We start from the raw sequence: 1,436 nt of genomic DNA, 5'->3' as shown, positions 1-1,436 counted from the left end.
TCATCGGTAATGGCATCACGCCTCTGTAAACCAGTTGTTTGGCTGTCTTCTGTAAATAAATGGGATTGTTTCTCACTTTTACTTTTTGAAACCGTAGTATCTTCGTAAATATAGCGTGGAAAACATTGACCTTTTTCTATTGAATCTAAATTAGGCAAAGCTTTAGTCATCAATACAGAAAAGTCTTTCTTTGCTCCTATACCTGTAATTTGTATCACCTTATTATCAACCGCTTGTCTTATCGGGAATATACGCGGCATTTGATAAACTGCTTCATTAAAGACGCTATTGTAATAAAGCCATTGTTGTGTAAAAGGACGGTATAGGCTTTGAATAAGGCATTTATCTTCAAATTCGGAAAATTTACCTCTTAATAATTCTCTCTTAAGAGTACTGCTCCAACTAATCTTTCTTACATCGGAATTGACGAAATCATTCACGACCTTTGCACGTGCTGTACGATCAGCATGTGAATAGGTATTATTTAAACGTTTTACCTCATTATTATAGAAGGCAGTCATGTTATTCATATTTTTCTTTACAGATTCACGGCTTGAGTTATACGTCCAAGCATCACGATTGGTTGAAACACCAAGAGAATAAGTTTCAAAGAGCTTTTTATCATGCCCCTTTTTGACACCCATAGCTAAGAATGTTTTGAAACTGTCATCACGTTGATCAAGCCAATCACTGTACTTATCTGGTGTAATTATTTGCCAACCTTGTTTGCTCCGTGTAATACCATCAATGCTACCAAGAGACTCTATTATTATAAGCTTTTCTTTTCTCGTGAGATAATCTCCAATATCACGAAAATATATCTTACCACGCTGTTGTGCATTTGGATTTTTTACGAGAATGGAAATCGCTATAGGGGCTCGAGATCCAGAACCAAAAATTTTACCACCTTCTTTTCGAGAAAGTTCTCCAGAAGTTCGTTGGTTACCCCGTAAATGGAAAATATAAAGGCTGCTAAATTCTTCAACGAGGCATTTGCGTAAACCATCCATAGAATGTCCAGTAATAAAACCGGCATTTGTGACAAAGCCGATTACCCCAGCATTATCAATACGGTCACTAGCCCAGCGGATAGCGCGGATATAACTATCATATAACTTTTGCGTACTAGTTGCTTTCGATTTAGCTATATAAGTCTCACGAATACGATCATCTAATATGGGATAAGATATATTGGGATTATTATCGTTTTCATTCTTTTGTCCTACCGAATAAGGAGGGTTACCAAAGATAACTTTAATATCCAGTTTCTTTTGATGCTCTAAATATTCACTGTTTTCCTCTAGTAAACCTTTCATCAAATCTTGTTTTTCAAGCATCCGAAACGTATCAGCCAAACCAATATGCTTGAATGGGATATAATTCCCTTTCATCAGACTATGATAGGTCGATTCAATGTTAATCGCTGCTATGTAATA

The 1,436-nt window shown here is 36.1% G+C and carries 1 protein-coding gene; it reads right to left on the bottom strand.

Annotated elements, in window-relative coordinates; genetic code table 11:
• On the bottom strand, positions 1 to 1,436 hold a 1,436-nt coding region (locus tag ACFIK2_RS01325; RefSeq protein ID WP_375676812.1), incomplete at both ends, for a type ISP restriction/modification enzyme.

The organism is Bartonella sp. AP88XZML, assembly GCF_042195565.1.
Lineage (GTDB): Bacteria > Pseudomonadota > Alphaproteobacteria > Rhizobiales > Rhizobiaceae > Bartonella.
The sequence above is the reverse complement of the archived record's forward strand: the minus strand, read 5'-3'. Positions and strand labels throughout refer to the sequence as shown.